Source organism: Pseudomonas sp. NPDC098740 (assembly GCF_044760065.1).
Lineage (GTDB): Bacteria > Pseudomonadota > Gammaproteobacteria > Pseudomonadales > Pseudomonadaceae > Aquipseudomonas > Aquipseudomonas rossensis.
Genome location: NZ_JBIWAM010000011.1, coordinates 58,204 through 84,078 on the forward strand (window position 1 = coordinate 58,204; position 25,875 = coordinate 84,078).

General features: G+C 59.0%; 13 protein-coding genes. 3 read left to right on the forward strand and 10 right to left on the reverse strand.

Annotation, left to right across the window (positions count from 1 at the left end; all coding sequences use genetic code 11):
• The first annotated feature begins 194 nt into the window (after positions 1-194).
• The 3 genes from ACIQU2_RS15565 (at position 195) to ACIQU2_RS15575 (ending at position 16,772) form a co-directional block, all read left to right on the forward strand.
• Positions 195-5,012 carry an NEL-type E3 ubiquitin ligase domain-containing protein gene (locus ACIQU2_RS15565; protein ID WP_403142254.1) on the forward strand — a complete coding sequence of 1,606 codons (4,818 nt, stop codon included), beginning with the start codon at positions 195-197 and terminating at the stop codon, positions 5,010-5,012.
• Positions 5,013-5,455: 443 nt separating this feature from the next.
• Entirely contained in the window at positions 5,456-10,612 is a 5,157-nt protein-coding gene (locus ACIQU2_RS15570) for an NEL-type E3 ubiquitin ligase domain-containing protein (protein WP_403142257.1), read from the forward strand.
• A gap of 91 nt (positions 10,613-10,703) precedes the next feature.
• Complete coding sequence (locus ACIQU2_RS15575; protein ID WP_403142260.1) at positions 10,704-16,772, forward strand: NEL-type E3 ubiquitin ligase domain-containing protein; 6,069 nt, start codon at positions 10,704-10,706, stop codon at positions 16,770-16,772.
• Between the two features lie 82 nt (positions 16,773-16,854).
• On the opposite strand, the gene ureC is transcribed toward ACIQU2_RS15575, so the two are convergent.
• The 10 genes from ureC to urtB form a co-directional block, all read right to left on the reverse strand.
• Positions 16,855-18,555 carry an urease subunit alpha gene (ureC, locus tag ACIQU2_RS15580; RefSeq protein ID WP_347803743.1) on the reverse strand — a complete coding sequence of 567 codons (1,701 nt, stop codon included), beginning with the start codon at positions 18,553-18,555 and terminating at the stop codon, positions 16,855-16,857.
• Positions 18,556-18,727: 172 nt separating this feature from the next.
• Entirely contained in the window at positions 18,728-19,036 is a 309-nt protein-coding gene (locus tag ACIQU2_RS15585; RefSeq protein WP_008011171.1) for an urease subunit beta, read from the reverse strand.
• Complete coding sequence (locus ACIQU2_RS15590) at positions 19,036-19,569, reverse strand: GNAT family N-acetyltransferase (protein ID WP_095127352.1); 534 nt, start codon at positions 19,567-19,569, stop codon at positions 19,036-19,038. The genes ACIQU2_RS15585 and ACIQU2_RS15590 overlap by 1 nt, the downstream gene beginning before the upstream one ends.
• Positions 19,570-19,575: 6 nt before the next feature.
• A complete protein-coding gene (locus ACIQU2_RS15595) occupies positions 19,576-20,109 on the reverse strand; it encodes a GNAT family N-acetyltransferase (protein WP_403142265.1) in 534 nt (177 codons plus the stop codon).
• 9 nt (positions 20,110-20,118) lie between these two features.
• Positions 20,119-20,421: an urease subunit gamma gene (gene ureA / locus ACIQU2_RS15600; RefSeq protein ID WP_123367600.1), complete on the reverse strand. Its 303-nt coding sequence runs from the start codon at positions 20,419-20,421 to the stop codon at positions 20,119-20,121.
• 164 nt (positions 20,422-20,585) lie between these two features.
• The gene (locus tag ACIQU2_RS15605; protein ID WP_403142270.1) at positions 20,586-21,425 is read right to left on the reverse strand and encodes an urease accessory protein UreD; all 840 of its coding nucleotides are present in this window, start codon (positions 21,423-21,425) and stop codon (positions 20,586-20,588) included.
• 30 nt (positions 21,426-21,455) lie between these two features.
• A complete protein-coding gene (urtE, locus tag ACIQU2_RS15610; protein ID WP_403142272.1) occupies positions 21,456-22,154 on the reverse strand; it encodes an urea ABC transporter ATP-binding subunit UrtE in 699 nt (232 codons plus the stop codon).
• A 175-nt stretch (positions 22,155-22,329) separates the two neighbouring features.
• On the reverse strand, positions 22,330-23,202 hold the full coding sequence (gene urtD / locus ACIQU2_RS15615) for an urea ABC transporter ATP-binding protein UrtD (RefSeq protein WP_008146480.1): 873 nt from the start codon (positions 23,200-23,202) through the stop codon (positions 22,330-22,332).
• On the reverse strand, positions 23,199-24,278 hold the full coding sequence (gene urtC, locus ACIQU2_RS15620; RefSeq protein WP_403142276.1) for an urea ABC transporter permease subunit UrtC: 1,080 nt from the start codon (positions 24,276-24,278) through the stop codon (positions 23,199-23,201). The genes urtD and urtC overlap by 4 nt, the downstream gene beginning before the upstream one ends.
• A complete protein-coding gene (gene urtB, locus ACIQU2_RS15625) occupies positions 24,278-25,780 on the reverse strand; it encodes an urea ABC transporter permease subunit UrtB (RefSeq protein ID WP_403142278.1) in 1,503 nt (500 codons plus the stop codon). The genes urtC and urtB overlap by 1 nt, the downstream gene beginning before the upstream one ends.
• Positions 25,781-25,875 lie beyond the last annotated feature (95 nt).

Here is a 25,875-nt window from a genome sequence, read left to right on the forward strand (position 1 = left end):
AGTTTTTTAGTCTTTTATTTCAGGGGGTGCCGCTTAAGCTGGTCACTTCTATCGTTATCTTTGGTTGTTACATAATGTCTGAATTAAAAGGGTTGGAAGGTGTTGAACAAGCGCCGGTTAATCCAGTGACCCATAAAGGCCCTCACCATGAACGTATTGTCCAGGCACTGCCCCGCGCAATAACAGAAGCACCCATGAGCCGCCTGTTATCACTGGACATTGCAAGTCCAGCGTTCCCCGATTGGTACATAAATGCGTCCAGCCTCGATCGGCAGCGCCTAAAGGCGCTGGTTGATGAGCGCTGGCGGTTGCAGGCGAAGGTGGATGCCCCTCTGAAAGACTTGCAGCAGGACATCCAGGCGTTTGCCAAACCCTTGCTTTCCTTGCTCATCTGGTCAAATTTCAACTTCGATGTCGATGTCAGCGAGTTGAAGGTGAAGCTGTATGTGCCGGACAGGATTCTGCTGGTGATCGACCGTGGCGCCAGTTATCTGCGTGAATCCACCCTGCTGGAGGCGGCGTTGCATAACTTCGAAGAACCGGAAACCGCAAACGATCATTTCGGGACCGGTTCCGGTGTGTATTCGAAGAACTTCAGGGGTGAACTGAAACTTGTGAAAGCAATGACGATCACCAAGATCGCCACCCTGTGTCGGCGGTTGAACCTGGGTGCACAGTATCAAACCCATATAAAAAGCATTCTGCTACCGTCCGATCCAAACGCCAGGCAGTTATTGCAAGATAATGCGGTGGCCGCGCAGAAGGCGTCCTTTAACCTGGATGCGTTAACGGCTTACTTGAAAAAAGATATCAGCGAGGATGCGTACAACAAACTTCAGCAGGTGCGCGATAACAAAAGCGATATCACCTTTCATGATCAGCCGCTGCACCGGCATCGACTGTCGCTGATGGGCTTCCCGTTGCACGGCATCGTGTTGTTCAGTGCCGTGAGCCAGCCGTCCCGGCTCAAGCCGCTGGTCGACGCATTAACGGCGGATGAAGTTAAATTCTTGAGCGACTTGTCACATCGCGCACCAGTGATGCCAGGAGATTATTACGGGAAGTTCAAACTGTTGCGGTCGTTCTTCACCAACGGTCCTTCCAAAGTCCATGAGGACATGCTGCGTCGCGAGGATATTTATCAGCAAAACCGTCTGGATGGGCCGGTGATTGCCTACGTGCCGGACGATCCCCTGCATCCGTTGAAAGAGTACAACTCCCTCGCCGACTTCATGAAAGAGCTGCTTGGCCAATTGCGCGATGCGCAGTATCAGGCGTTTTTCAGTCGCTTCGTGAGGCAAAAGGACAAGGGCAAATTCTTTGCCCGGGTCAACGAACGCCTGTCGCGTGTTGTCTGGCAGCAACGCGAGCCGTTGGACATGGGCCCCTGGTGGCGGGAAACCGCAGTCGAAAACCCCAATGCCGAGCCCATCACCAACCTGATTGCCGGAGATCTGTGGCAATGGTTGTATGTCGACAAACGAGATAAAGCCATCGCCGATGCGCGGGTCATTGCGGTGCCAACCGGCGATGAGGACGCTACGACACGCTGGAAGCGTCTGACCAGCTACCTGGACATCGGCTGGAATGTGTTCAACTTTGTCGGGATGTTGATTCCGGGCGTGGGTGAAGTGCTGTTGGGCGTAATGGTGGCGCAGATCGCCGATGAACTGCTGGAAGGCATCGAAGACTGGAGCAAGGGCGATCGGGACGAGGCGGCGTCCCATATTAACGGGGTGCTGATCAATTTTGCCCAGTTGGCGCTGATGGGCGTCGGGCATGTACTGCCCCGGGGTGCCGCCGCAGTAAAGCCCAGCGCGCTGATCGACAGCCTCAAACCGGTGGAGCTCCCCGGTGGTAAATCCCGCCTGTGGAAGCCCGACGTCGGGCCTTACGAGCACCCGGTGGCGCTGCCGGCCAATGCCGTGCCCAACGACATCGGCCTGTATGAGCACGGCGGCAAGCCGTGGCTGCGGCTGGAGGAAAAGAACTATCAGGTGAGCCAGGACCCGGTGACGGGGCAGCACCGACTGGAGCATCCGCAGCGCCGCACGGCCTACAAACCGCGGGTGGAACACAACAACGCCGGCGCCTGGAAGGTGGAGACCGAGCAACCGCTGGAATGGGACGCGAAGCGGTTGATGCGGCGCCTGGGTTACTCGGCGGACGCGTTCAGCGATGCCGAGCTTGCGCAGATCCTGGACATCAGCGGCACACATGAGGGCGTGTTGCGCAAAATGCACGTCGAAAACGAACCTGTGCCGCCGCTGTTGGCCGATACGCTCAGCCGATTTGACGCCTATAAACAGACCGAGCGCTTGATCGCTCAGATGAACAGCGATGAGTCTGCAACGGTTACCGCGAGCAGAAAGCGTGAGCTGTTCAATGATCGCTATGTCAGCCAGCACGCGAGCGCAGACCCACAGGTCAATCTGATTAAAAGCCGTTTCACCGGTATCCCCACCCGTATGGTCGAAGACCTGTTGGCCGGTGCATCGAGTGCGGAGCGCGAACAAATGGCCAAATGGGACTTTGCGGACACTCGACAAACCAAGCCCATCCCGCTGCGTCTGGCAGAGGCGTTACGCAACGCTCAACGTGAAGTGCGTCTGTCGCGGGCCTATGAGGGGCTTTATCTGGATGCGCTGCTGACCCGGGACACCGAGTGCCTTGCCCTCAACACCCTGGAAGCATTGCCGGGGTGGCCAGGCAACTTGCGCATTGAAGTCCGGGAGGGTTCCTTGCACGGGGAACTGCGCGCCAGCGTCGGGCCCGAGGAGGGTGCCGAGCGCAAGGTTCTGTTGCGCAAGGACGATGGGCGCTACGAAACCCGTGATGGTGAGGATAACCATCTGCATGGCGACGACGACCTGTATGCGGCACTGCAACATGCCTTGCCGGATGCCCACCGCAAAGCGTTGGGCTTGCCTCATGTGGGGCAGGGGCCGCAGCTCAAGCAGCTGATCCGACAGCATGCCCTGCCACGTAGCGGGCTGCGCCAGGCGCTAAAGATGCAGCCGGTCAAACCCTTCCTCAAGAAGCCGATGCGTGAGGGCGATGGCCGTTTCGGGTATCCGTTGAGCGGCCGTGGGCAAAATGTGCACAGGTTGCTTGCCGAGCGCCGTGAAAGGGTTCGCAGGCTGTACCCCTCCTATGGCAACGCAGACATCGAATCTGTTCTGGCGCAGGCGGCGAATGCGCAGGCGCATCCCTCTTTCCCGCTCACGATTGATGCATATCTGCACAATCTTGAGCTTGAGCTGGAACGCCTGAAAAGTGAGGTGCAAACCTGGGTGGAGACGCCCAGTACGTACGTCTTGCCCGATGGTCGAACTGAGGTGGTTCGCCTGCAGGACAAACAGCGAGTGGCGGACTTGCTCCGCAAATGCTGGCAAAGAGTGGCAGTACCGGAAGGGGCGGGGGCGGGTTTCTATGCCGAGGGATTGCTCAGCCTGGGCGATCTGCGGGTTGGCGAACTTCCAGAGTTATCCATGATGCTGTTTTTTCATGTCCCGGCGTTAGACCTCAGTGGTATGGCGCTTAGGGCGGTGCCGGATGCTTTTCTGGACGCGTTCCCCCGCATGCGCCAACTCAACCTGGAGAATAATCAACTCACCGGTTTGCCAACGGCACTGCGCAATATGCGCTGGCTCGAGGCCTTTGACGCGTCCAACAACCAGATTGCGTTAACGTCGCAGACCGTTGCGGTACTCGAAGAGTGCCCTGCATTACAGCAATTGTACTTGCGCGGTAATCCACTTGGGCGGGTGCCTGATTTCCATCGCATGCCGACGCTACAGCAAATCAACCTGCGCCGCACTGCGCTCACCGAGTGGCCGGCGGGGCTGGATGCCTTGCCGAATCTGCAACGCGTCGATCTGCGCGATAACCTGATCACCCGGGTTCCAGCCGACATCCTTAACCCTGTTGACGAGCATGCAGCCGCTGCCGCGCGGGCATTTAGACGCACCACTCTGGACGGTAACCCGCTCACGCCTTCCGCCCTGGATGACTATGCACAGACCTGGATGCGCCTTTCCCGGCCGCCCGAGATGCATGTGCCAATGGCAGCGAATGGGATTCGCGACCCCCTGGCCAATTCCAGTGCGAGGCTTGAGCGCTGGATGCGAGACATTCCAGACAGCGAGCGTGCAATGAGGGAGGAGCAATGGCAGCTTTTGGAACAGACGCAAGACAATGCGAACGAGTTCTTCAAGTTGTTGGAGGACATGGGGGAAACGGCCGAATACCGCAATGCCTACCCGGATTTGCAGGCCCGCGTATGGAAGATTCTGGATGCCGCCACACAATCCGAGGAACTGCGTACCGACTTGTTCCATCTGGCAGGAGATGTAGAGACTTGCGCCGATGGGGCCAGTTTGATTTTCAGTCGGTTGGAGGTCAGGAACCTCGCCAACGAAGGCTTGAAGAGCGTCAATGCCGTGCAGGCCAAAGAGGAGCTTTCGACCTTGGCAAAAGGACTGTTCAGACTGGATGAAGTCGAGCGAATCGCGCAGCAGGATATAGACGCTCGCATTCGTGTCATTGCGCAATCAAACGATACCCTCCTGAAGAAAGTTGAACGAGCCTTGCAGGTCGATAGAGTGGAGATCCGACTTGCCTATCGCATCGGTTTGAAGGATCGGTTGGGCTTGCCTGGGCAACCTGGACAGGCCATGTTCACAGGGATTGCCAATGTGTCGACGCCGATGCTTGATGCCGCAGAGCAGCGGGTAATGAATCTGGACAACTCCGCGCAGGAGTTTTTGGCGACCACTCAGCGTGATTTCTGGAGAGCGTTCCTGAAAAACAAATACACCGATGAACTGCTGCTGGATCAAGGGCCACTGCGGGTACGTCAGGATGCGTTGGATGACGCACAACAAGGCATGACGAGTCAGGAGTACAAGCTCAAAAGCGACGAACTCAAGAGCGAGTTCAACGCGATGGAGCAAACATTCATTGAGCGCAAGACAAAGGTGGAATTACCCCAACTGAACGCAGGACAGTGAAGCTGCGGCAGGGTTGATACGAGTCGCGTTCTAATAAATACGGGTTTCCTTGATTTGCCCCATATGTTGCCAATTGTGCAGTGTATGGGGCTTTTTTAATGCTCGTCGGGCGTTAAGCACTATCAAGCAGAGTGCGGTCAGCCTTGCGGAGCATATGAGCAACGGCAGCGCAGATGCATGGCGTTATATATATATATTTAGCACTTCAATATTCGAACGGTCACTCTGTTTTTTTGCGGGCGGTCGAGCAGTTTTTTAGTCTTTTGTTTTAGAGGGTACGATTTAAGCTGTTCGCTCCTATTGTTATGGTTGGGTTATATCTAATGTCTGAATTAGAGTTGAATAAAATTGCTGGTTTGACGGTGATCCGTCCGGGCGTTGATAAAAAACTGCCCCGCGAACTTATTGTCCAGTCACTGCCCCGCGCGATAACGCAAGCGCCGATGAGCCGTCTGTTGTCGCTGGACATTGCAAGTCCGCAATTCCCCGATTGGTATCTGGAAATGTCCAGCACCCATCGGCAACTGCTCAAAAAGCTGATTGACGTGCGCTGGCGGTTGCAAGACAAGGTGGACGCTTCCCTGAAAGACCTGGAGCACGACATACAGGCGTTTGCCAAGCCTTTGCTGGCCGAGGCGATCCGCTTGAATTTCAACTCAAGTGCCGACGTCAGCAAGCTGACGCTGAAGCTGTATGTGCCGGACACGATTCTCCAGTTCATCGACGGGGGCGCCAGTTATCAGCGCAATTACTCGCTGCTGGAAGCCGCATTGCATAACTTTGAAGCCTCCGAAACCGCTGAGGATTATTTCAGGACGGGCTCCGGTGTGTATTCGACGGATGCCAGAGGGGAGTTGCAGCTTGAAAGCACCATGACTGTCGAGAAAGTTACCACCTTATGTCGGACCCTGGACGTGGGTGCGAAGTATCAAGCCCATATAAAAAATATCCTGATACCGCCCGACTTTAACGCCAGGAAGTTATTGGAACGGGATTTGTTGGCGGCGGAAAAAGCCAGTTTCAATCTGGCGGCGCTGATGGCGTACGTTAAAAAAGACATCAGCATGAATTCATATAACATCCTTCAGCGGGTGCACGATGGCGAGCGTGGGATCAATTTCCATGGCCAGCCGCTGCACCCGCATCGGTTAACGCTGATGGGCTTTCCGTTGCACGGCATCGTGCTGTTCAGCGCCGTCAGCCAGCCGTCCAGGCTGAAATTGCTGGTCGACGCATTGACGGCGGATGAAATTAAATTCTTGAGCGACTTTTCGCATCGCGCGCCAGTGATGCCAGGAGATCATTACGGGAAGTTCAAACTGCTGTTGTCGTTTTTCACCAATGGTCCTTCCGGCGTCCAGGAGGACATGATGCGTCGCGAGGACCTTTATCAGCAAAGCCGTCTCGACGGACCGCTGATTGCCTACGTGCCAGACGATCCGCTGCACCCCTTGAAAGAGTACAACTCCCTTGCCGACTTCATGAAGGGACTGCTCGGCCAGCTTCGCGGTAAGCCCTATCAGGAGTATTTCAGCCGTTTCGTGAGGCAAAAGGACAAAGGAAAGTTCTTCGCGCGGGTCAACGAGCGCTTGTCGCGTGTCGTCTGGCAGCAACGCGAGCCGTTGGACATGGGCCCCTGGTGGCGGGAAACCGCGCTTGAAAACCCCAATGCCGAGCCTATCACCAACCTGATTGCCGATGACGTGTGGCAGTGGCTGTGTGTCGACAAACGCGACAAAGCCATTGCCGATGCGCGGGTCATCGCGGTGCCGACAGGGGACGAGGATGAGGCCGCACGGTGGAAGCGCCTGAGTTCTTATCTGAACATCGGCTGGAACGTGTTCAACTTTGTCGGAATGTTGGTGCCCGTGCTGGGGGAAGTCCTGCTGGGGGTGATGGTTGCGCAAATCGTCGATGAGCTGGTGGAAGGCATCGAAGACTGGAGCAAAGGGGATCGGGAAGAGGCCGCGTCTCACATCAACAGTGTGTTGATCAATTCTGCCCAGTTGGCGCTGATGGGGGTCGGTCACGTCCTGCCTCGGGGAGTCAGGGCGATCAAACCCAGCCCCCTGATGGACCGTCTCAAACCGGTGGAGATGCCCGACGGCAAGACCCGCCTGTGGAAACCCGACGTTGCACCTTATGCGCAGCGGGTAGAACTGCCCGCCAATGCCAAACCCAATGCCATCGGCCTGATTGAGCAGGACGCCAAGCAATGGCTGCCCATGGAGGACAAGCACTACGAGGTGAGCCAGGACCCCGTGACCGGTCAGCATCGGCTGGAACACCCGGAGCGCCCCACGGCCTACAAACCGCGGGTGGAACACAACGACGCCGGCGCCTGGAAGGTCGAAACCGAGCAACCGCTGGAATGGGACGCGGAGGGGGTGATGCGGCGCATGAACAGCCGACTCGCCAACCACTCCGCGCAAACGCTGGCCAAGATTCAGCGAGTGAGCGGTGTTCATGAAAACGTGCTGCGCAGGCTGCATGTCGAACATGAAGCCCCACCCGCGTTGCTGCGCGATACCGTCACCCGTTTCGACGTCTACGGCGAGGCGGAACAGTTGCCGCAGAAAATCCTGGCCAATCAGGTGCCGGACGAGATGATTGGCGTTGAAGCTGCTGCCATGGTCGAATTGCCGCGCTGGCCTGAGCGTCGCGCCATTGAAGTGTTTCAGGCAGAGAATCGCACCGGACCTTCGGTCAGACACGGCAATGCAATGGCCACTGACCCGATGACGATCAAGATCAGCCATTCCGAGCTGGCGGCCGGGAAACTGCCGGAGCGGGTGCTTGAGTCGTTGAATGAAGCCGAAACTCGCAACCTGCTGGGCCATGAGGTCGCACTCGATAAACCGACGCGTATCCAAACGCTACACCAGCAGATGGCCATGCAGGCAGGCAAACAGAAAAAAAGCCTGTTCGAAGCACTTTATAAAAAGCGCGACGTTTCCAGCGATCCTCGTGTGCAGCGAGTGCTCAATGAGGTTCCGGAGCTGCCGGCCAGCTCAGCTCAGGAACTGCTGGAACAGGCCGAACCGGAAGATCTGCGACACCTGACCGAAAAACAGCGCCTCTCGCTGCGTTTGCGCCAACAGGCCCGACACCTGCGCGACCGGGTGCGGTTGAACCGTGCGTATGAGGGCCTCTATCTTGAGGAACTGGCCGGTGCCGACTCGCGCAGACTCGAGCTGGGCTCGCTGGCCAACCTGCCAGGTTGGTCCGACCAGGTGCGCATCGAAATTCGCGAGCTGGGATTCGACGGGAAGCTGCATGCCAGCGTGGGGCCGGAAGATGCGCCCATCCGCAAAGTACTGATTCTCGACGAGGACGGGCGCTACCAGACGCGGGACGCCGAAGATGAGCACCTGCACGGTACCGATGAGTTCTACGCTTCAGTCTTGCACGCCTTGCCGGATGCGCAGCGTGACGCGCTGGGGTATGGCATTCACGATGGCGCACGACTCAAGGCTGATGTACATCGCTCACCCCTGAGCCATGATCAGCTCGCCCCGACATTGCTTGAGCATCCGATTCGTAAGCCGACTTACGACCCGCAAACCATGAAGCTGCTCGGGGGTATGGACGGTTACCAACGCGCTGCAGGGGAAAGTACTGCACGGCTTCGCGTGCGTAACCTTTATCCAAGGCTCACCGATACAGAACTCGATACGTTCATTGAGGCCCTGAGCCAGCGAAACTCATCGCTGGGCCCACAGATTCATGCGCTTGAGATCGAATTCGACCAAATGGTTTCAACGCTGGACCGGTGGGTGAACGGGCCGACCCGGGATTTTCGTTTCGGTCCCAGTGGCGTTGCCGAGTGGAGCGCCAGGAACACCATCGCCGCAAAAATCAGGCGGTGTTGGCAGCGCAGCGGCCCCAGGCATATAGATGCGTATGGGAACGTTCTTGGTCAGACACTGGACCTGAGTAACTTCAATTTGCACCTGCACATCGATCGCATGCCCAAGCTGGAGGCCAACTTCGATCACGTCACGCGTCTGTGGTTACGCAACACAGGGTTATCAAATATCGAGCAACCGTTTCTTGAGTCCTTTCGCAACGTGCAAACGCTGGACGTGGCGCGTAATTCCCTGACGGCGCTGCCGCAGAGTATTACCCAGATGCCGCACTTGACCGACCTGGACCTCACGAGAAACCGAATCGTGCTGCGGCCCGCGGACGTCGCAATGCTCAGGAACCGTACTCGACTGACGTCTTTAAGTCTGGCTGACAACCCGCTGGGGTTGTTGCCGGACATCAGTCGCATGCCCGATTTGCATACCCTGATATTGTCGGGCACAGGGGCCAGTACCTGGCCGCCTGGGACGTTTACCTGGCCACGGTTTCGGCATTTTTTCCTGGATCTGCGCAACAACCCGTTGACGGAGATTCCGCAGGTGGTTCGGGGGACATGGGATGCCGAGCTGTTGGGGCGTACGTGGCTCAGCCGCGAACCCAGATGGATGTCAGCTGAAAACCTGGAAATCCTCAAAGATTATGTTCGGTCGGCGGGCATGGATCCTGATCGTGCGTACCCGCCCCGAGGTGTGCGCGGCAGCATCCATTGGGAGGCAGGCATGAGCCGGCCTGAGTGGGTAGCGAAGCAAGAGCTCTGGAACGAGGTTGAGGATGAATTCAATTCGCTCGATTTTTTCGAAGAGATCGAAATCCTTACCCGGTCTAAAGACTTCACCGCCAGCAGCGCCTATCGGGCCGATTTGACGGCCAAGGTTTGGCGAATGCTGGAGACCATGGCTGAGGACGCCTCATTGAGGGAAAAGTTTTTCAGGGAGGCCAACGCACGATCCAGCTGCGTCGACGGTGCTACACAGCTTTTCAACGTCCTGGGTGTGGATGTGCTGGTTCAAGAAGCGAAAAAACTGGGCAACAACGGTTTGATCGAAGCTGAGCTGGTGAGCCTGGCAAAAGGCAAGTCACGGCTGGACGAGCTTGGGAGAATCGCCAGGCGTCATATCGAGGCCCGAGAGGCGGCGGGGGAGCGATACAGACGTGAAAATGCCGCCGGTGATATCACCGGAACGATTGATGAGGTCGAGGTTCACCTGGCCTTTATGACGGATCTGGCAGAACGGCTGGACCTGCCGTGGCAGGCCCGCGGCATGCAGTTTCGCAATATGGCAGGCGTCACCAGTGAAATGATCGAAGATGCCTATCAGAGGATTCTGGGGCTGGAGGAGGGCCATTTGCTGCGTGATTCGATTGCCGAGCAGCCATTCTGGAATTCTTTTGTCGAGAGTTCCAACCGGGCACGCTTCCGAGCTATCGATCGCAAGACAGTTGCCACGACCGAGTTCAAGGAAGCCCTGGATGCAAGAGCGCGCAGCGCGAACTTGTCACCGGAGGAGAAAGCCGGATTGAAAGAGCAAATCCGCGTCCTCGCCGCTGAACTCGGCCAGCCGGAAAGTGCTATCGCTCTGGGCCAGGTCATGACGGACGAGACCTATGAACAAGAGCTGGCCTTGATTAGAGGCGAGCGTGAAGCCTTGTTGCTGCAATTGACTCAGAACGCCATGGATCGGGCCAAATTGAATCGGGTGGAGATACCTTTCACGGTCGACGCGGGCAACTGATCACTGCACGTTCAGCCTCAATGCGAAGGCGTCATGCTTCGCATTGAGGACGTTGATGCGATCGATAAACAATATATTTGAGGGTTATCTGATGACTACGTTGCAAGGAAGCAACGGTGCCGATCATTCGGCGTCACTGACTGCTGAAGAACACGGACCCAATACCGACATCATAAAAAATGCCATTCCGGCCTGGCTGATCAAGGCCACCCCCGAGCGGCGCGCAGCATTACGAGCCACCTCTTTGGAGGTTCCGCCCTGGTACGCGAACGCTTCGACCGAGCAGCGCCAGGAAATGAAGCGCCTGACCGAGGCGAGCCTCAGCTCGCAGAATGCGCTGGACACTATCATGAGCCGCGTGGACGAGCTCAAGGCGTTTGCCGAACCGTTGTTGATCAAGGCCTTGGCCGAACAGTACAACGTGCACCTGGACGTCAAGACAACCTTCCTGAGGCTCAATAAACCATTGGCGCTGGGAGCTTTCAACGTCAAGGTCAGCACCTTTGAGGTGATGACCTTGTCGCTGCTGGACGCGGCCCTGCATAACTTCGAAGCGTTCGAGTGCAAAGCCTTGGCGTTCGATGCTTCGTCGGGTTTCGGGATCAAAGCGAACCCCGGCGCAAGCTTTGAGCCGATCGTAACCCCGTTGACGGTCGAGCGTTTTACCACCCTGTGCCGAACGCTGGATATCGGACAAAAATATCAGGACCACCTCACATCAATCCTGAAGCCTGACGAACCTGGCGCCGAGGCTGTGTTGTCAACCACGTATATCGCGTGCCAGAAGGCCGCGTTGCACTCGGCCGCCAATATAGCGCTGGTCAAAAAGGACATTGACCAGAACGATTACAAGATCATTCTCTCGGCGATAGCCGGCGATCAAAAAATCATGAATGGCAACACCCCGGTCTGGTTCTGGGAACCCAGGGTGATGGGCCGCAGACTCACCGGTTGCCTGGCCTTCTCGACGATCAAAAAGTACACCTATGGGATTGATGAGATCATTCTTTACATTCCTCACGATCCTGAACATCCGTTGAAGAAATACCGGGACGTGAAGGCCATGGAGGAGCAATGGACCCGACGGTTGCTGGCACCGGACACGTCGGCCGAGAACATCGATGGCCGTCCAACCCGCTATCAACAGTTTCTGAGTCAGTTCATTGACTACAAGGACCGTCCCGATTTTTTCAATCGCTTCACACAGAAAGTCGCTGACGCGCCTGCCGATCCGTTGGCTGTGGTTCGGCCACCGATCGTCTCCGATTTTGTTCTTCCTATAGTGGCAGGATCGTGGGGCTCCCTGCTGCTGCCCAATGAACTTCCCCCCGCAAAAACGGCGCCGCGTGAGCCACTGACCGAGCTGGATATGCGTGTGAGCTATGGCAGCCGTGAAGGGCTGTGGGCCGAGAACGGTGATCTGTGGGCGCAGTGTTATCAACGGTCGCGGGACAAGCTCTTTTCCGACGCTCGCAGCCAGGCGGTGCCGACCGCCGATGCTGACGCCAAGACCCGTGCCGACCGGATCGCGCATCTGCTCGAGGGCGCCATGGCGCTGCTCAACGGGGTCTCGATGTTCGTGCCTGTATTGGGCGAAGTCATGCTCGCGGTGATGGCGGGCCAGCTGATGTATGAAACGCTGGAGGGCGCCGTCGAGTGGGGCGAAGGCGACCGCGAAGCGGCCTGGGCTCATCTGATCGATGTGGCGGAGAACCTTGCCCTGATGGGGGTGATGGCCGTTGGGGGGCGGGTGCTGAAAGGGGTGAAGGCCTCTCCCTTTGTCGACAGCCTGAAACCGGTTCGGCTGCCGGATGGCACAACCCGACTGTGGAAGCCCGACCTGACCCCGTATCAGGCAAAAGTCCGGCTGCCGGTGGGCTCGGTGCCGAACGAACTGGGCTTGCACGCGGTGGCCGGTCAGGACGTGTTGCCACTGGCCGATCAACTCTATGTGGTCAAGCAAGACCCGCTGTCGGGTGAGCGACGGATCCAGCACCCCGATCGCCCCGACGCCTACACCCCGGTGGTCGAGGACAATGGCGCAGGCGCCTGGGCTCATGAAGGTGAAGAACCACTGGCCTGGGAAGGTCCGACGTTGATGCGGCGACTGGGTTACTCCACCAACGCTTTCAGCGATTCGCAACTGGAGCAGATTCGCCTGACAAGCGGTGTCGAGCATGATCAATTGCGGCGCACCCATGTCGACCAGGAACCGCCCTCGGCGCTGCTGGCCGATTCGCTCACCCGCTTTCGCATCGATCAGGACATCGAGACCTTCAAGAAACAGATCAGCAGTGACGATCGATACGAATTTTCCAAGGCTGACCCGCGCTTGCAGTTGCAGATCATACGCGCGCAAGGCCTGCTACCCGACACCCCGCCATTGCGGGTGATGGACCGCCACTCGAACGTGTTCTGGGAGGACCCGCTGCCGTCCGACGCATCCTCCAGGCGAGTGGACATCGTGCTGACTGATCAGGAACTGGCCAGGGGCGAGTTGCGTGACGTGCTGCTGGAGGTCCTTGAGATGGAAGGTGTCGATCTCACCCACGTATCGGGTGGGCCGGGTTCCTCGATAGGGAGCCGAGCCGCGGCATTACGCAAGGAGATCGCCCATGCGGCGAACAACCGAAAGACCACGTTGTTCGAGTCTCTCTATCGAGCGCAAGACACCACCACCAACCCTGCCGAGCAACGGATCAGGTATTTCTTTCCCGAATTGCCCGCTGTCGTCGCACGACGAATCGTCGAGGGCATGAGCGCCGAGCAACTGAGCGAAATCGGTAAACCCGGGCCGTTGCCGCAAAGTATCTATGAGCAAGCTCGTTGGTGTCAGCAGGAAGTACGCGTGGCACGGGCGTATGAAGGGTTCTATCTGGATGCATCCGCCCGCCTGGACAGCGAACGGCTGGCGCTTCACAGCCTGGAGAATCTGCCGGGCTGGCCTACGGGCATCCGTGTCGAACTGCGTGAATACTCGGCGACGGGGCGCTTGCTGGACTCGATCGGAGGTGAGGATGCGTCGGTGCGCAAGGTTGTGGTGTTCGGCGAAAACGGCCTCTATGGAGAGCAGCCTTCGGCAGATATCTACTGGGCGGTGTTGCAGGCGCTGTCGCCTGACGAGCACGTGTCGCTGGGGTTCACCGCGCAAGAGGCGTCACGGCTCAAGCAAGCGGTGCGACAACGACCCATGAATCGCGAGGCGTTCAGGACGGCATTGCTGAAGCATCGTGAGTTGCGACCCAGTTTCGCGCCAGGCGTCAAACTATTGGGCGGGGCGGGTTACTCGTTGCCAACCCGGCAGGAGATCGCCAGTTTCTTTCGCGCCAACCGGGCACGGGTTCGCAAGTTGTATCCCGATTTCAAGGACACCGATATAGAGGCGTTTGTGCAATCGCTGGGGGCCGACCCGCGAGATTCACTGAGGCGACTTGAAGCCGAGTATGTCACCTTGAAACGTGAGCTGAAGAGTTGGGTGCATGAGCACCGCTCGCCAGATACTCAGAGAGGAACAACGGCTCACACCGAGGTAGCCAACCTTCTCAAGCGCTGCTGGCGCCGACAGACAGCGGCAAGGCTGAGAATCGACAGCGATGTAGAACTGCCGGCGTTAAGCGCCAGTTTCAGTCATGTCGAGGCGCTTGAACTCAAGGGCCCATGGTTCAAGGAGACGCCTGACTCGTTCCTCAAGGGGTTTGACAACCTCAAGCGATTGACCATTAGCCGCGGTCGGACGCGTCTCACCTTCGTGCCCGACATCATCGGCCAGATGCACGGCCTGACCCATCTGGATCTCAGCGTGAACGCTATCGTGTTGACCGAGCACAGCGCCAGCATGCTTGGCGGGTTGAGTACCCTTGAAGTGCTTAAGTTGCACTTCAATCCGCTCGGTCGATTACCGGATTTCAGCGCTATGCCCCGGTTGAGGGAAGTTGACTTGAGTTGGACGGGCATCGACCAATGGCCTGAAGGTTTGCGGAATCAACCTGGCTTACGCAGTGTGGATTTACGCGACAACCAGTTGACCCAAGTACCTGAGGCGTTTTTATCCCCGCCAGAGGATCAGGTTGAGGCCGTTGGCAAGGTCAACCGGGTCACGCTGTTGGAGGGCAATCCATTCTCCCGGGCGAGTGCGCTTCGGCTCTGGGACTATCGACAGCAGTTGTTACAGGCACGTCCCGAGCTGTGGGAAAGTGGGCTCGAGGGTGCCTTTGAAGTGAACCCACCCTTGTATCGTCGTTATCGCCAGTTGTACCCCGACACAACGTTTGGCCAGACCGAGGCGTTTTTTCGCGGTTTTGCCTCCGAGGGTGCAATCGAATCGCTGGTCAGCGGGCGTGAAGCAGAGCAGGCCAGGCTGGACAGTCAGTTGTCCGAGTGGGCGTACTCGGGCGAGCAGCAGGGGCGATATGTACATGTAAACAATAGAGCCAATCGCAATTTCAGGGATCATCGTTACCTGGCCGCCGAGCGCATTCGCAGATGCTGGCAACTGCGCACCCCCCAGGTACTCGCGCGTGACGGCAGCCCGATTGGCATTGAACTGGACCTCAGTGGTCTGGGGTTACCGAACCTGCCGGAACTGGATGCCGATTTCAGTCATGTCGGCTCCCTTAACTTGAGCAACATGGGGCTGACCGTCACGCCGGAAGCGTTCTTGCGACGCAACCGTGGTGTTCGCTGGCTCGATCTGTCGGGAAACCGGCTGACAGAAGTCCCCCAGGCACTGGGTGAAATGGAGGGATTGACGCGTTTGTTTTTGCAGCACAACCGCATTCGCCTGACCCCTGAAACGGCTCAAGTCCTGGCAGGGAGGACGACGCTGCGAGCCTTGAGTCTGTTTGACAACCCTTTGGGCATAACGCCTGACTTCAGTCAGATGGTGGATTTGCGCAGCCTGTCGCTCGGATCGACCGGCATTGAAACCTGGCCAACCGGGCTCGCCGAACAACCTGCGCTGGACGTCATCGACCTGAGTCACAACCGGCTCGTCACAATCCCGGACAGTGTCATCGCGCCGCCCGCTGAACACCTGGAGCAGGCAGCCCGCCTAAACAACGTCACTCACATTCAGGGCAACCCGTTTTCGACACAGGCCCAGCGTCAACTGGATGAGTATTGGGCACGCCTTGTACGTGAACGCCCCTATTTGTGGGCGGAGCTTCGACAACAACCGCGAGTGTTCGAATATCAGGCGCCTGGAGTGCCAGGTGCAGGTCAGGGCGGGGCAGCGGGTGTCGCGGCTGATGGGCAAGCCGCTCTGCAGCGTTGGATCCTGGGCCTGCCGGCGGATCAAGCGGCGCTCAGGAAAACCCAGTGGGACAAACTCTACAGTCTGGAAGAGTCAACGCTGTTCTTTAAAGTACTGGCCGACCTGGAGCCTGCTGGCGCCGGCGCCATGGACCTGCAGCAACGTGTGTGGGAGGTGATCGATTCCCTCTCTGAACCCAACGCAGAGTCCGAGCAACTGCGTAAAGACATGTTCGAGTGGGCGGCAAGACCGGCCTGTTGTGATCGCGCCGCCTTGTCGTTCAGCAATCTGGAAGTCATGGCCATGGTCTACCGGGCTGGCCGCCTGGCACAGGAGGGGCAGCAAGGCGCTGTGCTCCTGAAATTATCCAGAGGGCTGTTTCGTCTGGATAACGTTGAAAGGATCGCGCTGGCCGATATCGGCCGACGTACAGCGGCGATCAATGCCACAGAAGGCCTGACCTCGGCTCAAAAGGCACAGCGAATTGCGTTGCTGGAAGAGGTCGAGATCAAGCTGGCTTATCGCTTTGGTCTCAAGGATCGGCTTGGCTTGCCTGGTCAACCCCAGCGTGTGCGGTTTATTCGTCTGGGCGATGTTTCGAGCGAAATGCTCGACAGTGCGCAAGCTCAGGTTCTGGCACTGGACAACTCTCCCGAGGAGATCCAGGCGCTGGTGGAGCGCGGATTCTGGAAGCGTTATCTGGCCAGTAAATACCAGGCGCAATTCGAGGCTCGGCAGGCGCCTTACCTTGAGCGTCAACTCAGTCTGTACCAGGCGCATGCCGCGCAAGAACTTTCGCAAGCTGCGTATGAGCAGAAATCGTTGGATCTGGATGCCCAGCTGCAGATCGAGGAAGCGGCGCTGGTCCAGGAACTGACCCATCAAGAGCTGGCGCAGACCCCCTTCTGATCAATCACTGAGCCACCCAAAAAAGGCAAAAAGCCCCAAGTACGCGGTATGCACTTGGGGCTTTTTTTATGCGGAAGACGGGTCAGAACAGAAAGTAACGCTGAGCCATCGGCAGCACATCCGCCGGTTCACACCACAGCAAAACCCCATCGGCCTTGACCTGATAAGTCTGTGGATCGACATCTATGTTCGGCAGGTAGTCGTTGTGGATCAGGTCGGTTTTCTGCACCTCGCGGCAACCTTTGACCACGGCGATTTTCTTCTTCAAACCCAGGGCTTCGGGAAGGCCTGCCTCCTGTGCTGCCTGGCTGATGAAGGTCAGGCTGGTGGCATGCAGCGAGCCCCCGTAACTGGCGAACATCGGGCGGTAGTGCACCGGTTGCGGCGTCGGGATCGAGGCATTGGCGTCGCCCATCAGGCTGGCGGCAATCGCGCCGCCCTTGAGGATCAGCGTCGGTTTCACGCCGAAGAACGCCGGGCGCCAGAGCACCAGGTCGGCCCATTTACCGACTTCGATAGAGCCCACTTCATGGCTGATGCCGTGGGTGATGGCCGGGTTGATGGTGTATTTGGCGATGTAGCGTTTGGCGCGGAAGTTGTCGTTGCCTTCGCCGTCACCGGGCAATGGGCCGCGCTGTTTTTTCATCTTGTCGGCGGTCTGCCAGGTACGCGTGATCACTTCGCCAACGCGGCCCATGGCCTGGCTGTCGGAGCTGATCATCGAGAACGCGCCGAGGTCGTGGAGGATGTCTTCGGCGGCGATGGTTTCGCGACGGATGCGGCTTTCGGCGAAGGCCACGTCTTCGGCAATGCTCGGGTCCAGGTGATGGCAGACCATCAGCATGTCGAGGTGTTCGTCGATGGTGTTGCGGGTGAACGGCCGGGTCGGGTTGGTCGAGCTCGGCAGCACGTTGGCAAAGCCGCAGGCCTTGATGATGTCCGGGGCATGACCGCCGCCCGCACCTTCGGTGTGATAGGTGTGGATGGTGCGGCCCTTGAAAGCGGCGAGGGTGGTCTCGACGAAACCGGATTCGTTGAGCGTGTCGGTATGGATCGCCACTTGTACATCGTACTGGTCGGCGACGTTCAGGCAGTTGTCGATGCTGGCAGGCGTGGTGCCCCAATCCTCGTGCAACTTGAGGCCGATGGCACCGGCCTTGACCTGCTCGATCAACGGTTCCGGCAGGCTGGCGTTGCCCTTGCCGGTGAAACCGATGTTCATCGGGAACGCATCGGCGGCCTGGAGCATGCGCGCCAGGTGCCACGGTCCGGACGTGCAGGTGGTTGCATTGGTGCCCGTGGCCGGGCCGGTACCGCCGCCGATCATGGTGGTGACGCCGCTCATCAATGCTTCTTCGATCTGCTGCGGGCAAATGAAATGGATGTGCGTGTCGATGCCGCCCGCGGTGAGGATCATGCCTTCACCGGCGATGACTTCGGTGCTGGCACCGACCGCGATGGTGACGTTCGGCTGGATGTCCGGGTTACCGGCCTTGCCGATGGCGGCGATGCGCCCGTCCTTGAGGCCGACATCGGCCTTGACGATGCCCCAGTGGTCGATGATCAGTGCGTTGGTGATCAGGGTGTCGACGACCTCTGCAGCGAGTAATTGGCTTTGGCCCTGGCCGTCGCGGATGACTTTGCCGCCGCCGAATTTCACTTCTTCGCCGTAGGTGGTGAAGTCTTTCTCGACCTCGATCCACAGCTCGGTGTCGGCCAGGCGGACCTTGTCACCGACGGTGGGGCCGAACATGTCGGCGTAGGCTTGTCTTGAGATTTTCATGCGCATGCCTTGGGATTCAATTAATTTTGAGACCGCTCGCGTAGCTCGCTATCGCAGCCTCGCTTCGCTCGACAGCTCCTACAGGTGTTCACTCAAGTTTCCGATTGCTCTCGCCCCCTGTAGGAGCTGTCGAGTGAAACGAGGCTGCGATCTTTTCGAAGCACCGCAGAAATCAGTCGAGGTCACCCATGATCCGCCCGGCAAACCCGAACACCCGACGGTGTCCGGCCAGGTCTACCAACTCGACCTCACGGCTCTGTCCCGGCTCGAAGCGCACGGCGGTGCCGGCGGGGATGTTCAGGCGCATGCCGCGGCTGGCGGCGCGGTCGAAGGTCAGGGCGTCGTTGGTTTCGAAGAAGTGGTAATGCGAGCCGACCTGGATCGGGCGGTCGCCGCTGTTGGCCACCTTCAGGCTGAGGGTGCGGCGTCCAACGTTGAGTTCGATGTCACCGGGCTGGATCTGGTATTCACCGGGAATCATCAATGGGCTCCTTGGAGAATTTTGTAATAGAGGGCGGTCGGTTTGTAGCGACCGCTCGGGTCGCAGGCATAGTCGGGGATTTCGCCGGCGCGGGTGTAACCCAGGGCTTTGTAGAAGTCTTCGGCAGGGGAGCCGGCCTCGGTGTCGAGGTAGAGCATGCCGCGTTTGTGCTGGAGGGCGGCCGTTTCCAGCGCGCTCATCAACTGTTGGCCCAGGCCCCGGCGACGCGCATGTTCACGCACCAGCAGTTTTTGCACTTCGGCGCGGTTCAGGCCATTGGCTTTCTGGCACAGGGTCAGTTGCACACTGGCCTGCACTTGCTCGTCCTTGACCACCACCCACAGCAGCACGTTGCCCTTGTTCAGGTTCTCCTGGACATCATCGAAATAGGCTCGGGCTTGAGTGGCGTCAAGATTGGCCATGAACCCGACACTGGCGCCATAGCCGACGGCGTCGAGCAGCAGATCAATCAAACCCTGACGATAGTGCGCAAAGCTTTCAACATTGACGCGGCGTAGTTGGGCGGCGTTCATGGGCAATTACTCCTTGTTGGCAGTCGGCGGCTCCGCGCCAGGATTGAGGGTCAGTTGCATAAAAGTCAGGTCCAGCCAGCGACCGAACTTGGTGCCCACCTGAGGCATCTGGCCGGTCGTCACGAAACCGGCTCGTTCATGCAGGCGAATAGACGCGGCGTTACCGCTTTCGATGGCGGCGACCATCACGTGTTTGTCGCAGCCTTTGGCGCGCTCGATCAATGCGGTTATCAATTGCGGGCCGAGACCATTGCCACGCTGGTCGCTGCGCACGTAAACCGAGTGCTCGACGGTGTGACGGAACCCGTCGAACGGCCGCCAGTCACCAAATGAAGCGTAGCCCAGCACCGTGTTGTCGCCGTCGACGATCACCAGAATCGGGTAGCCCTGGGATTGCCGGGCGCTGAACCAGGCCTGGCGGTTACCCAGGTCCACGGCCTGTTCATTCCAGATGGCCGTGGTGTTGAGCACGGCGTCGTTGTAAATGTCGCGGATCGCCGGCAGGTCGGCGTGCGCTGCATCGCGGATGTGGTAGGTCATGGAGCGGCCTCAGGCGATCGGTTGGTGAACGGTGACCAGTTTGGTGCCGTCGGGAAAGGTCGCTTCAACCTGGATCTCCGGGATCATTTCCGGGATGCCTTCCATCACTTGTTCGCGGCTGAGCAGGGTGGTGCCGAAGTGCATCAACTCGGCCACAGTCTGGCCGTCGCGCGCGCCTTCGAGCAGCGCTGCGCAAATGTAAGCCATGGCTTCCGGGTAGTTGAGTTTCACGCCGCGCGCCAAACGCCGCTCGGCCACGAGGCCGGCGGTGAAGATCAGCAGCTTGTCTTTTTCGCGTGGGGTCAGGTCCATCGTTTGGAATCCATTGTTGGCAGAATGAAAATCGAATGTCTTGCACCCTCTTTGTAGGAGCTGTCGAGTGAAACGAGGCTGCGATCTTTTGATCCTGATCTTCAGCTGCGTCGATAAAAGATCGCAGCCTCGTTTCACTCGACAGCTCCTACAGGGGGATGTGTTCAGGTGCTCCATATTCTTGGGGGGACAGCTTCTCGGCCAAGCAACGCAGGCCGAAGCAATCGCCACAAATCAATCAGCCAGCCCCGCGCCAACAGCGCTTCACTGGCCAGGCACCGTGCAACCAGAAGCCCTGGCAATTGCGTCAGATCCCCGAGCACCTCGTTGGGCAGCGAACGGCAACGCTCCAGCAAATCACTGTCGATCTCCCCCGTCACCAACAACGTCGCAAACACCGGTTGCCCATCCAGGCCAATCGGCGAATCAAGCAAACCATCGCCTCCGACAATGCGCTGGCGTTCATGCCAGAGCAACTGACCGTCACGGCGGATGTCCAGTTGCGCCTGAAAATGCCCGAGGTCGAAACGCTCGCCGCTGGCCGGCCGGCCCAGCGCCACCACATCCCAGTAAAACAACCGCGCATCGCCTTCCAGATCAATCGAGGTGCTGAGCTCAGCCTGAGCGGCGCTGAAAATAATGGTTTCCTGTGGCAGCCATTCAAGTGTCGCGCCGGTCGCCACTTTCAAATCCAGCTGCTGATAAGCGGGCCCCGCTGCGCGATACCACTTGGCCGCACCGGGGCTGGTGATTTGCGCCCAGGCATCGCGGCCGACACTGGCCGAGATGTCCAGCCGATCACCCCCGGCAATCCCGCCCGGCGGGTGCACGATGATGTGCTGGCAAACCTCCGGCCCTTCGGCATACAGGTGCTTCTGCACCCGCAGCGGGCCTTTGTGGCGGCGCTGAACCGGGCGGGTGCTGTCGCCGAATCGGGCGTAGCCGAGTTCCAGCTCGGCGTGCCAGCTCGGGGTAAACAGGGCAGTGGGGACAGGTAAATTCATGATGTCTAATTATCGTCAGGACGCTACAGATTAGATCGTAACCAGACCGCGAACACCCTCGGCCTCCATATTTTCTCCGCGACCCTGTTGCACGATTTCGCCCCGGGACATCACCAGGTACTGATCGGCCAGTTCGGCGGCGAAATCGTAGAACTGCTCTACCAGCAGAATTGCCATGTCGCCACGGGCTGCGAGCTTCTTGATCACCACGCCGATTTCCTTGATCACCGATGGCTGGATGCCTTCGGTGGGCTCGTCGAGAATCAGCAGGCGTGGACGGCTGGCCAACGCTCGGCCGATCGCCAATTGCTGCTGTTGGCCACCGGACAGGTCGCCGCCGCGGCGCTGCTTCATCTGCAGCAGCACCGGAAACAGTTCGTAGATGAACGCCGGGACTTCCTTGGCTTCAGCACCGGGAAATCGCGACAGGCCCATCAACAGGTTTTCTTCTACGGTCAGCCGGCCGAAAATTTCCCGACCCTGAGGCACGTAAGCGATCCCGGCGTGAACCCGCTGGTGTGGCTTGAACGCGGTGATTGATTTGCCTTCCCAGTTCACCGCGCCTTCTTTGGCCGGCAACAAACCCATCAGGCACTTGAGCAGCGTGGTCTTGCCCACGCCGTTGCGCCCGAGCAGGCAGGTGACTTCCCCGACTTTCACGTCAAACGTCAGGCCCCGCAGGATGTGGCTACCGCCGTAATACTGGTGCAGCTTGTCGACTTGCAGCATCTTAAAATTCCTTCTGTTGCACACCATCCCGCGCTTGATCTGCGCTTGATCTGCTTTTGTAGGAGCTGTCGAGTGAAACGAGGCTGCGATCTTTTGATCTTGCTCTTTCCTGGCTCCGCTGGAGATCAAAAGATCGCAGCCTCGTTTCACTCGACAGCTCCTACGGGGCGGTCGGCTATCGGCCTAAATACACCTCGATCACGCGCTCGTTGTCCTGTACCTGCTCCAGCGACCCTTCGGCCAGAACGCTGCCCTGGTGCAATACGGTGACGTGGTCGGCGATGGAGCCGACGAAGCCCATGTCGTGTTCCACCACCATCAGCGAATGCTTGCCCGCCAGGCTCTTGAACAGTTCGGCGGTGAATTCGGTTTCGGCGTCGGTCATGCCCGCTACCGGCTCGTCGAGCAGCAGCAGTTGCGGGTCCTGCATCAGCAACATGCCGATTTCCAGAAACTGCTTCTGACCATGGGACAACAAACCCGCCGGACGATTGACCGAAGTGGTCAGGCGAATGGTGTCCAGCACCTCGCTGATGCGATCTTTCTGTTCGCCACTCAGGCGAGCCCGCAGGCTGGCCCACACCGATTTGTCGGTTTTCTGCGCCAGCTCCAGGTTTTCAAAAACGCTCAAGGCTTCGAACACTGTCGGCTTCTGGAACTTGCGACCGATGCCGGCCTGGGCGATTTGCACTTCGCTCATCTGCGTCAGGTCGAGGGTTTCGCCGAACCAGGCTTTGCCGTGACTGGGGCGAGTCTTGCCGGTGATCACGTCCATCAGCGTGGTCTTGCCCGCGCCGTTGGGGCCGATGATGCAGCGCAGTTCGCCGACGCCGATGTACAGGTTCAGATCGTTCAGCGCCTTGAAACCATCGAAGCTGACGCTGATGTCTTCCAGGGTCAGGATCGTGCCGTGGCGAGTGTTCAGGCCGGGGCCGACGCGTTGACCGAGGCCGATGGCGTCGCGGCTGCTGCCGGCGTCCCGGTTGGGTTCCAGTGGCGGAAAAAACGCCGGTTCGAGCATGAATTCAGCCGTCGCAGTCACTCTCATTGCTCACCCCTTTTTTTCAGCAAACCGATCACGCCTTTGGGCAGGTACAAGGTCACGACGATGAACAGCGCGCCGAGGAAGAACAGCCAGTATTCCGGGAAAGCCACGGTAAACCAGCTCTTCATTCCGTTGACCACGCCGGCACCGAGCAGCGGGCCGATCAGCGTGCCGCGACCACCCAGCGCCACCCAAACGGCGGCCTCGATGGAGTTGGTCGGCGACATTTCACTCGGGTTAATGATCCCGACTAGCGGCACATACAGCGCGCCGGCCAGGCCGCACAACACTGCGCTCAACACCCAGACAAACAGCTTGAAACCGCGTGGATCGTAGCCGCAGAACATCAGGCGGTTTTCGGCATCGCGTAACGCGGTCAGCACCCGGCCAAATTTGCTTTGCGCCAGGCGCCAACCGATGAGCAGGCTCGCCACCAGCAACACCACCGTGGCGAAAAACAACACCGCGCGAGTCTCAGGTTCAGTGATGCCGAAGCCGAGAATGGTGCGGAAGTTGGTGAAGCCGTTATTACCGCCAAACCCGGTTTCGTTGCGAAAGAACAGCAGCATCCCGGCGAAGGTCAGGGCCTGGGTCATGATCGAGAAATACACGCCCTTGATCCGCGAGCGGAAGGCGAAGAAGCCGAACACCAGCGCCAGCAACCCCGGCGCCAACACCACCAGACACATCGACCAGAGGAAACTGCTGGTGCCGGTCCAATACCATGGCAATTCAGTCCACGACAGAAAGGTCATGAACGCTGGCAAGCCGTCGCCCGAGGCCTGGCGCATCAGGTACATGCCCATCGCATAGCCGCCGAGGGCGAAGAACAAACCGTGACCAAGGGACAGCAGACCGGCGTAACCCCAAACCAGATCGAGGGCCAGCGCGACAATCGCGTAGCAAAGAATCTTGCCCACCAGCGTCAGCGTGTAGGCCGAGACGTGAAACGCGCTGTCCGGCGACAACAACGACAGCAACGGCAACGTCAGCAGCAGAACGAGGATCACCGCGCCGACGGCGATCGTGACTTTGGGGCCGGCCTTTTGCGTGGCCGTGAGCATCAGGGGCTGGTTCATCAGTCGATCACCCGTCCTTTCAGTGCGAAGAGGCCTTGCGGACGTTTCTGGATAAACAGAATGATCAGCGCGAGGATCAGGATCTTGCCGAGCACGGCGCCGATCTGCGGTTCGAGAATTTTGTTGGCGATACCCAGACCGAAGGCAGCCAGCACGCTACCGGCCAACTGCCCGACACCGCCGAGCACCACCACCAGGAACGAGTCGATGATGTAGCTCTGTCCGAGGTCCGGGCCGACGTTGCCGATTTGACTCAGCGCTACGCCACCAAGTCCGGCAATGCCCGAGCCGAGGCCGAACGCGAGCATGTCCACGCGTCCGGTCGGCACGCCACAGCAGGCGGCCATGTTGCGGTTCTGGGTGACGGCGCGCACGTTCAAACCGAGGCGAGTCTTGTTCAGCAGCAACCAGGTGAGCACCACCACAAACAGCGCGAAGGCGATGATCACGATGCGGTTGTACGGCAGCACCAGGTTGGGCAGCACTTGAATCCCGCCCGACAACCACGCTGGGTTGGCCACTTCGACGTTTTGCGCACCGAACACCAATCGCACCAGTTGAATCAGCATGAGGCTGATGCCCCACGTGGCGAGCAGGGTTTCCAGCGGGCGGCCGTAAAGGTGGCGAATCACCGTACGTTCCAGCGCCATGCCGATGGCGGCGGTGACGAAAAACGCCACCGGCAACGCGATCAGCGGATAGAACTCGATGGCTTGCGGGGCGAAGCGTTGGAACATCAGCTGCACCACGTACGTCGAGTACGCGCCGAGCATCAGCATCTCTCCATGAGCCATGTTGATCACGCCGAGCAGGCCGAAGGTGATCGCCAGACCGAGTGCGGCAAGCAACAGGATCGAACCGAGGGACATGCCGCTGAAGGCCTGGCCGAGGATCTCGCCGATCAGCAATTTGCGTTTGACCTGAGCGAGGCTGGTTTCGGCAGCGGTGCGTACGCCTGCGTCGGCTTCGACACCGGGTTGCAGCAGGCTTTCGAGGCGGGTGCGAGCCAGTGGGTCGCCGGTTTCACCGAGCAGACGCACAGCGGCAAGGCGTACGGCCGGGTCGGTGTCCACCAGTTGCAGATTGGCCAGCGCCAGGCTCAGGGCGGCGTGAACGCTTTCGTCTTGTTCGCCAGCCAGTTGCTGGTCGAGAAATTTCAACTGCGCCGGTTTGGCGCTTTTCTGTAATTGCTGCGCGGCGGCCAGACGGGTTTTGGCGTCGCTGGCGAGCAATTGGTGGCTGGCCCTAGCGGTGTCGATCAGACCCCGCAGGCGGTTGTTCAGGCGCAGGGTTTTCGGTTGGCCGTCGACGGTCAGCTCGCCTTGTTGCAGGGCGTTGATCAGCCCGATACGGGCCGGATCGGGCTGCGCTGCCCAGGCTTCCAGAAGCTTGGCTTGTTGCACGGGATTGGCCGCGACGAAGTCTTCGGCGTCGCCGGCGTGGGTGGTCATCGGCAGCAAAAGTGCGATGACGAGGAATAACCGGTAAAGGGCAGTGGGCATAGAGAGTCGCCTTGCGCGGACTATGTGGGAGCTGGCTTGCCTGCGATGCAGGCGACTCGGTGTATCTGATGCACCGAGGTGATGCCATCGCAGGC